Origin of the sequence: Frigoribacterium sp. CFBP9030, from assembly GCF_034045195.1 — a bacterium.
Lineage (GTDB): Bacteria > Actinomycetota > Actinomycetes > Actinomycetales > Microbacteriaceae > Frigoribacterium.
In genome coordinates this window covers 35,658-42,372 of the sequence record NZ_JAXCWG010000018.1, presented here as the reverse complement: position 1 = coordinate 42,372, position 6,715 = coordinate 35,658, and the positions used below count along the sequence as shown (strand labels likewise).

The following is a 6,715-nucleotide window of genomic DNA, read 5'->3' as shown; positions in this document are numbered from 1 at the left end:
CCTTCGAAGCACCCGACCTCACCCCCGAGACCGACTACACGATCATCGTCGACGGCGACACCGACCGACCCATCGAGTTCACCACCCCCGCAGCCGGCGACCCCAACCCGCCCCTCGAACTCGAACAGCCCGCCGCACCCGTCGACCCGGAACCGGACACCGTCGACATCGTCGGCACCATCACCGACGACACCGGCGACCCCGTCACCGACACCCCGATCACCATCATCGACACCGACACCCAGGACGTCGCGATCGAGACCACCACCGACGACACCGGCACCTTCGAAGCACCCGACCTCACCCCCGAGACCGACTACACGATCATCGTCGACGGCGACACCGACCGACCCATCGAGTTCACCACCCCCGCAGCCGGCGCCCCGAACCCGCCCCTCGAACTCGAACAGCCCGCCGCACCCGTCGACCCCGAACCGAGCCCGGAACCCACGCCCGGCCCGACACCGGAGCCGACGCCGGTCCCGAGCCCCGAGCCGACCCCGGCACCCGCACCCCTCCCCGAGGTCGTGTCGGTCAGCGGGACGGTGCTCAACGTCGAGGGCGCCCACGTCTCCGACGCCCGGGTCGAGGTGCTGCCCGCCGACTCCGCCGAACCCGTCGCGGCGGCCACCACCGACGACGCCGGCGCCTTCGTCGTGACCGGCCTGACCCCCGAGACCACCTACCGCCTGGTCGTCGACGGCACACCGGTCACCTCCTTCACGACCGGAACGGACGACATCTCGCTCGGCACGCTCGTCGTCGTGCCGGGCGTCGGCGGCGTGCCCCTCGTCCCCGTCGCGGACGGCGGGCTCGCCTTCACCGGCTCCGATCCCGCTCTGCCGATCGGTCTCGCGAGCGGCCTGATGGCGCTCGGTCTCGTGCTGGCCGCGGGGGCGGCCGTCCGGCGTCGCGCCGGAGCCGCAGAACGGGAGTGACCTCGGGAGGCGCGGTGCCGGGTCGACCGGCACCGCGCCTCCTCGGCTCAGGTCGTGGAGATGCCCGCCCGCAGCTCCTCGTCGGTGAGGGTCGGCCCGCCCCCGGCCGCAGCGGCCTCGTCCATCCACATGACGTCCCAGTGGTGGCCGTCGAGATCGTCGAACGACTTGCTGTACATGAAGCCGAAGTCCTGGCTGCCCGACGCGGTGCCGCCGGCGGCGAGCGCCTTGGCGAGCATCTCGTCGACCTCGTCCTTGCTCTCAGCGCTGACGGAGAGCTGCATCTCGTTGCCGACGGTCGCGTCGACGATCTGCTTGCTCGTGAACTGCTGGAAGAACGGCTTGACGAGGATCATGACGTAGATGGTGTCGCTGATGACGATGCAGGCCGCGTTCGCGTCGGTGAAGGCGGGGTTGATCGACCAGCCGAGCGCCTCGTAGAAGGCCTTCGAGGCCTCGAGGTCGTCGACGGCGATGTTGACGAAGATCATCGTGGGCATGACGCACCTGGTTCCCATCGTCCCGAAGGCCCGGTGCCGCCGGTCGTGGGGTCAGCATGGCCCCGGCAGGAGCGGCGGTCAAGGAACCCGCGGCATACGGTGCGGTCGGCGTCGGCGTCGGCGTCGGCGTCGGCGTCGGCGTCGGCGAGCCTGTGCGGCCGGTCGGTTCGGGGGTGCAGTCTCGACGTCATGAAGAACACGACACTCGGCCAGGTCGACGGCGGCCTCGACGTCGGACGCCTGGGCCTCGGCCTGATGGGCATGTCCGCTTTCTACACCGGCAACAGCACGGACGACGACGAGTCGGTGCGGGTCATCCACCGCGCGCTCGACGTCGGCGTCACGCTGCTCGACACGGCCGACATGTACGGTCCGCACACGAACGAGCAGCTGCTCGGGCGGGCGCTCAAGGGCCGGCGCGACCAGGCCGTCGTCGCCACGAAGTTCGGCAACGTGACGGACAAGGAGGCGCGGCTCGAGCGGACGGTCGACGGTCGCCCCGAGTACGTGCGCAGGTCGGTCGACGGATCGCTCAAGCGTCTCGGCATCGACCACATCGACCTCTACTACCAGCACCGCGTCGACCCGCAGGTGCCGATCGAGGAGACCGTCGGGGCCATGGGCGAGCTCGTCACCGCGGGCAAGGTGAGGTTCCTCGGACTGTCGGAGGCCGCGCCCGAGACGATCCGCCGTGCCCACGCGACGCACCCGATCACCGCCCTGCAGACCGAGTGGTCGCTGTGGAGCCGTGAGCCCGAGGCCGAGATCATCCCCACCGTCCGTGAGCTCGGCATCGGCTTCGTGCCCTACTCGCCGCTCGGCCGCGGGTTCCTGACGGGCACGATCCGGTCGGTCGACGAGCTCGCGCCCGACGACTTCCGACGCTTCGCCCCCCGCTTCTCGGGCGACAACCTCGAGGCGAACGTGCGGATCGTGCAGCAGGTCGACGAGGTCGCGCGTGCCGTCGGCGCGAAGCCCGGACAGGTCGCGCTGGCCTGGCTGCTCGCGAAGGGCGAGGGGATCGTGCCGATCCCGGGCACGAAGCGCCGCGCGTACCTCGACGAGAACGTCGCCGCCGACGAGATCGTCCTCTCGGAGGAGCAGCTGCACCAGCTCGACGACGTCGCCGCGCCGAAGGGCGCCCGCTACGCCGACATGTCGACCGTCGACGAGTAGCACGGCGACCGACGTCCCTGGGTGAGCCGCCACCCCGCCACGAAATGAACATCCCGCCACGTTTTCTCGTGGCGTGATGTGCACATCGTGGCGGGGTGAGACGTCCGCGCGAGGGGCGAGGCCGAGGAGGCGCGGGTACGGTCGAGCGATGGACGACGTGATCAGACGCCGGGCACTCGTGCACGGCCTCGTGCAGGGTGTGGGGTTCCGTTTCTCGACCGAGGGCGAGGCCGATCGCCTCGACGTGGGCGGTTTCGTCCGCAACCTGCCCGACGGAGACGTCGAGGTGGAGATCGAGGGGCGTCCCGACCGCGTCGCTTTGATGCTCGAATGGCTGGAGCAGGGCCCGCAGGGGGCGACGGTCGACTCCGTCGAGGTACGGGAGCTCGGCCCCATCGGCGAGACGGAGTTCACCACCCGGCGCTGACGGCGACGACTCGGCTCGCGCGACGCCTCGGCTCGCGCGACGCCGGGGTCGCGCTCGGACTGCGGCGCGGGTCGCGCACGGACCGCGGCGACGATCTCCGACCGGCACCTCACATACGGGGCTCGAGCACCGTCTACAGGGTGAGTAGCATCGCCGAGGGTGAGGAGCCGACCGTGACGACCGAGACAGACCTGCCGCCGACCGTCCATACGACCGTGCCGAGCCCGCTGGGCGATCTCACGCTCGTGGCCTCCGAAGACGGCCTCGCCGGGCTGTACTTCGCCGAGCACCGCAACCTCCCCGACCCGGCCGGTTTCGGGCGGGCTTCGCCGACGGGCGTCGGGGTCGTCGACTTCGACGAGGTCGAGCACCAGCTCGGCGAGTACTTCGCGGGCGAGCGTCGTCGATTCGACCTCCCGCTGGCGCCGCGCGGCAACGAGTTCCGCCGACGGGTCTGGGCCCTGCTGCGCGACATCCCATACGGCGAGACGCGCAGCTACGGCCAGCTGGCGCGAGAGCTCGGCGACGTCGGCCTCGCCCGGGCCGTCGGGGCGGCCAACGGGCTGAACCCGCTCAGCATCGTCGTGCCGTGCCACCGGGTCGTCGGCGCCGCCGGTGCCCTCGTCGGCTACGCCGGGGGTCTCGACCGCAAGCGGCGGCTGCTCGATCTCGAAGAGCCCGAGAGCGCCTCCTCGGGCCGCCTGTTCTGACGTGCTGCCGTTCGCCCGCGTCGTCGAGATGCACGGGGCCACCGTGTGGCGCGTGTGCCGTGCGGTGCTCGACGAGCACGACACCGACGACGCCTGGTCCGAGACGTTCGTCGCAGCCCTCGTCGCCTACCCCTCGCTGACCGAGACGGCCAACGTCGAGGCGTGGCTGGTGACCATCGCGCACCGCAAGGCGATCGACATCGCGCGGGCCACGACACGTCGTCCGCAGCCGGTCGAGGTCGTGCCCGAGCGGCGACCCGCGCCTCCGGCGGACGAGGCGCTGGCCCGGCGCGACGAGTTGATCCGCGCCCTCGACCGTCTGCCTCCCGGTCAACGCCGGGCCGTCGTCCACCACCACCTCGTCGGGCTCTCGCACGCCGAGGCGGCGGAGCTCACCGGCATCACCCCGGCCGCCGCCCGCCGCGCCTCGGCCGACGGCATCGCCCGGCTCCGAACCCTCCTCAGCCCACCCGACCCGCGAGCACCGTCAGGGGCCTCATGACCGACACACCAGAAACCGCCGCGAGCATCCCCGAAGGCGAGGCCTCGCGGTCTGCCGCACCCGAGCTCGATGCCGTGCTGCGGCAGCGGCTCGGGGGCTTCGCTCCGAGCGACGACCGTCTCGCCGCCCTGCACGCCCGGTTCGTCCGCTCGGCGATGGACGCCGACGCCGTCGACGTGGCGTACCGCACGGTCGACTCCCCCGTCGGCCGGCTCCTGGTCTGCACGACGACCGTCGGCATCGTGCGGATCGCCTTCGACGTCGAAGGGCTCGACACCGTGCTCGACCGGCTGGCCGCGGCCATCAGCCCGCGGATCATCGAGGCGCCCGACGCCCTCGACACGGCGGCGGGTCAGCTCGACGAGTACTTCCGCGGCGAGCGCCGGTCGTTCGATCTGCCGCTCGACCGCCGGCTGTCGAGGGGGTTCCAGCGCACCGTGCTCGAGCATCTGCCCGAGATCGGCTACGGGGCGACCGAGTCGTACGCGTCGGTCGCTCGGGCCTCGGGCAGCCCCAAGGCCGTCCGCGCCGTGGGCACCGCCTGCGCGACGAACCCGCTGCCCGTCGTCGTCCCGTGCCATCGGGTCGTGCGGAGCGACGGCGCCCCCGGGAACTACCGTGGGGGGATGGCCGCCAAGCAGACCCTCCTCGCGCTCGAGGCCACGTCGTGAGCCCCGCCGACGATCCCTCGGTCGTGATCGGCGACGACGGGCTCGCACGACCCGTCTGGGCCTCGACCGACCCTCTGATGCGCGAGTACTACGACAACGAGTGGGGCATGCCCGTCCGCGACGAACGCGGGCTCTTCGAGCGACTGAGTCTCGAGGCGTTCCAGTCGGGCCTCTCGTGGGCGACCATCCTGCGCAAGCGCCCGGCGTTCCGCTCCGCGTTCGCCGACTTCGACCCCGACGCCGTGGCGCTCTTCGACGATGCCGATCGTGCTCGGCTGATGGGCGACGCCGGCATCGTCCGCAACCGGCTGAAGATCGACGCGACCATCCAGAACGCGCGAGCCGTGGTCGGACTGCGCGCCGACGAGGGCCTGGTCGACTTCGTCTGGTCGTTCCGACCGGCCGAGACCCCGTCGCCGCAGACCATGGCCGAGGTGCCCACGACGTCGCCCGAGTCCGTGGCGCTGTCGAAGGCTCTCAAGAAGCGCGGGTTCACGTTCGTCGGGCCGACCACCATGCACGCGCTGATGGAGGCCGTCGGGCTCGTCGACACGCACCTCGTGGGCAGCCACCGACGCGGCACGTCGGGGGTCTGGGTCGACGCCCCGCGGCCGGGCGCCCGGCAGGCAGCCTCGGCTCCGGGCCACGACTCGTGACGCGTCTCGACGTGCGGGCGGTCGGCGAGTACGACCACCGGCACGCCGTGGGTCTGCTCGCGGCCCACAGCATCCCCGGGGCCGAGGCCACCGACATCGGCGCGGCCTCGCATTCGCGGCTGGTCGAGGCGGGCGACGGGGCCTCCCGCGCCTCCTACCGGGTCGATCTGACCTTCACGGCCGACGGCGTCTCGGTCGACGTGGCGACCGACGACGAGAGGGTGCTCGCCCAGCTCGAGACGGTCGTCCGCCGATGGCTCGACCTCGACGCCGACATCGCCGCCGTGCACGACGCGTTCTCGAGCGACCCCGTGCTCGGCCCGCTGGTGACGGCACGACCCGGCATCCGCATCACCGGCAACCCTGACGGCTTCGAGACCGCCGTCGTCACCGTGCTGGGCCAGCAGGTGTCGTTGGCGGCCGCCCGCACCTTCAGCGGGCGACTCGTCTCGGCGTACGGCGAACCCGTCGAGGGCACCGGGCTGACGAGGTTCCCCCGGGCCGACGTCCTGGCCGCCGCCGACGTCGACGAGCTGCGATCGGCCGTCGGCATCACGAACAGTCGAGCGCGCACCGTTCAGGCCCTCGCCGCGGCCGTCGCCGACGGTCTCGTCATCGCACCGGGCGACGATGCGACCGCGGTGCGGCGCCGGCTGCTGGCCCTCCCCGGCATCGGCCCGTGGACCGTCGACTACCTGGCCGTCCGCGCCCTCGGCGACCGCGACGCCTGGCCCGCAGGCGACCTCGTGCTGCGGCGCGTGCTCGGCGGCCTGACCACGCGACAGGCCGAGACCGCCGGTGCCGCGTGGTCGCCGTGGCGGGCCTACGCGCTCTTCCACCTCTGGGCCGCCGTGCTGCCCACCGCACCCGCGGCGACGGCGCAGGCGACGGCGACGGCGCAGGCGACGTAGCCGCCCGGCGCACCGCGCGCCGAACCTGGGAGTCGGTCACCGCCGCGGCGCGTAGCGTCACACGGGTCGAAGGCGTTTCTTTCGTCTTCTCTGGCCGGTGTTGCTCGCATCCCTGCCCGTGAAGCTCAACTGCGACAACATCGGCACGAGGGGCACGGACGGCGGCATCGCCACGACCGTGCCCCTCATCTCTTTTCATGTGACCAGTGAGCAGCGCCACTCAG

General features: G+C 72.2%; 9 protein-coding genes. 8 read left to right on the top strand and 1 reads right to left on the bottom strand.

The features are described 5' to 3' along the window. A partial coding sequence (locus SOM13_RS14530; RefSeq protein WP_320480121.1) for a carboxypeptidase-like regulatory domain-containing protein occupies window positions 1-938 on the top strand: 938 nt, incomplete at its 5' end. Window positions 939-985: 47 nt separating this feature from the next. Here SOM13_RS14530 and SOM13_RS14525 read toward each other — a convergent pair. Then, the gene (locus SOM13_RS14525) at window positions 986-1,438 is read right to left on the bottom strand and encodes a VOC family protein (protein WP_243215700.1); all 453 of its coding nucleotides are present in this window, start codon (window positions 1,436-1,438) and stop codon (window positions 986-988) included. A 189-nt stretch (window positions 1,439-1,627) separates the two neighbouring features. Between SOM13_RS14525 and SOM13_RS14520 the strand changes: the two genes are divergently transcribed. From SOM13_RS14520 to SOM13_RS14490, 7 genes are all read left to right on the top strand, one after another. Continuing rightward, window positions 1,628-2,614, top strand: coding sequence for an aldo/keto reductase (locus SOM13_RS14520; protein WP_192058886.1), 987 nt, complete (start codon window positions 1,628-1,630; stop codon window positions 2,612-2,614). 148 nt (window positions 2,615-2,762) lie between these two features. Next, window positions 2,763-3,041 (top strand): acylphosphatase, encoded by a 279-nt coding sequence (locus tag SOM13_RS14515; RefSeq protein WP_192058888.1) that lies wholly within the window; start codon window positions 2,763-2,765, stop codon window positions 3,039-3,041. A 173-nt stretch (window positions 3,042-3,214) separates the two neighbouring features. Beyond that, window positions 3,215-3,751: a methylated-DNA--[protein]-cysteine S-methyltransferase gene (locus SOM13_RS14510; protein ID WP_243215699.1), complete on the top strand. Its 537-nt coding sequence runs from the start codon at window positions 3,215-3,217 to the stop codon at window positions 3,749-3,751. A 1-nt stretch (window position 3,752) separates the two neighbouring features. Further along, window positions 3,753-4,253, top strand: coding sequence for a sigma-70 family RNA polymerase sigma factor (locus tag SOM13_RS14505; protein WP_320480120.1), 501 nt, complete (start codon window positions 3,753-3,755; stop codon window positions 4,251-4,253). Then, window positions 4,250-4,924: a methylated-DNA--[protein]-cysteine S-methyltransferase gene (locus SOM13_RS14500; RefSeq protein ID WP_320480119.1), complete on the top strand. Its 675-nt coding sequence runs from the start codon at window positions 4,250-4,252 to the stop codon at window positions 4,922-4,924. Before SOM13_RS14505 ends, SOM13_RS14500 begins: the two co-directional genes overlap by 4 nt. After that, entirely contained in the window at window positions 4,921-5,580 is a 660-nt protein-coding gene (locus tag SOM13_RS14495; RefSeq protein WP_192058894.1) for a DNA-3-methyladenine glycosylase I, read from the top strand. Before SOM13_RS14500 ends, SOM13_RS14495 begins: the two co-directional genes overlap by 4 nt. Further along, window positions 5,577-6,491 (top strand): DNA-3-methyladenine glycosylase 2, encoded by a 915-nt coding sequence (locus SOM13_RS14490; RefSeq protein ID WP_320480118.1) that lies wholly within the window; start codon window positions 5,577-5,579, stop codon window positions 6,489-6,491. Before SOM13_RS14495 ends, SOM13_RS14490 begins: the two co-directional genes overlap by 4 nt. Window positions 6,492-6,715: the final 224 nt, after the last annotated feature.

What these genes read in the sequence shown, in the direction of transcription:
- SOM13_RS14525 (WP_243215700.1), bottom strand. Translation starts at nt 1,438, where the DNA reads ATGCCCACGATGATCTTCGTCAACATCGCCGTCGACGACCTCGAGGCC.
- SOM13_RS14520 (WP_192058886.1), top strand. Translation starts at nt 1,628, where the DNA reads ATGAAGAACACGACACTCGGCCAGGTCGACGGCGGCCTCGACGTCGGA.
- SOM13_RS14515 (WP_192058888.1), top strand. Translation starts at nt 2,763, where the DNA reads ATGGACGACGTGATCAGACGCCGGGCACTCGTGCACGGCCTCGTGCAG.
- SOM13_RS14500 (WP_320480119.1), top strand. Translation starts at nt 4,250, where the DNA reads ATGACCGACACACCAGAAACCGCCGCGAGCATCCCCGAAGGCGAGGCC.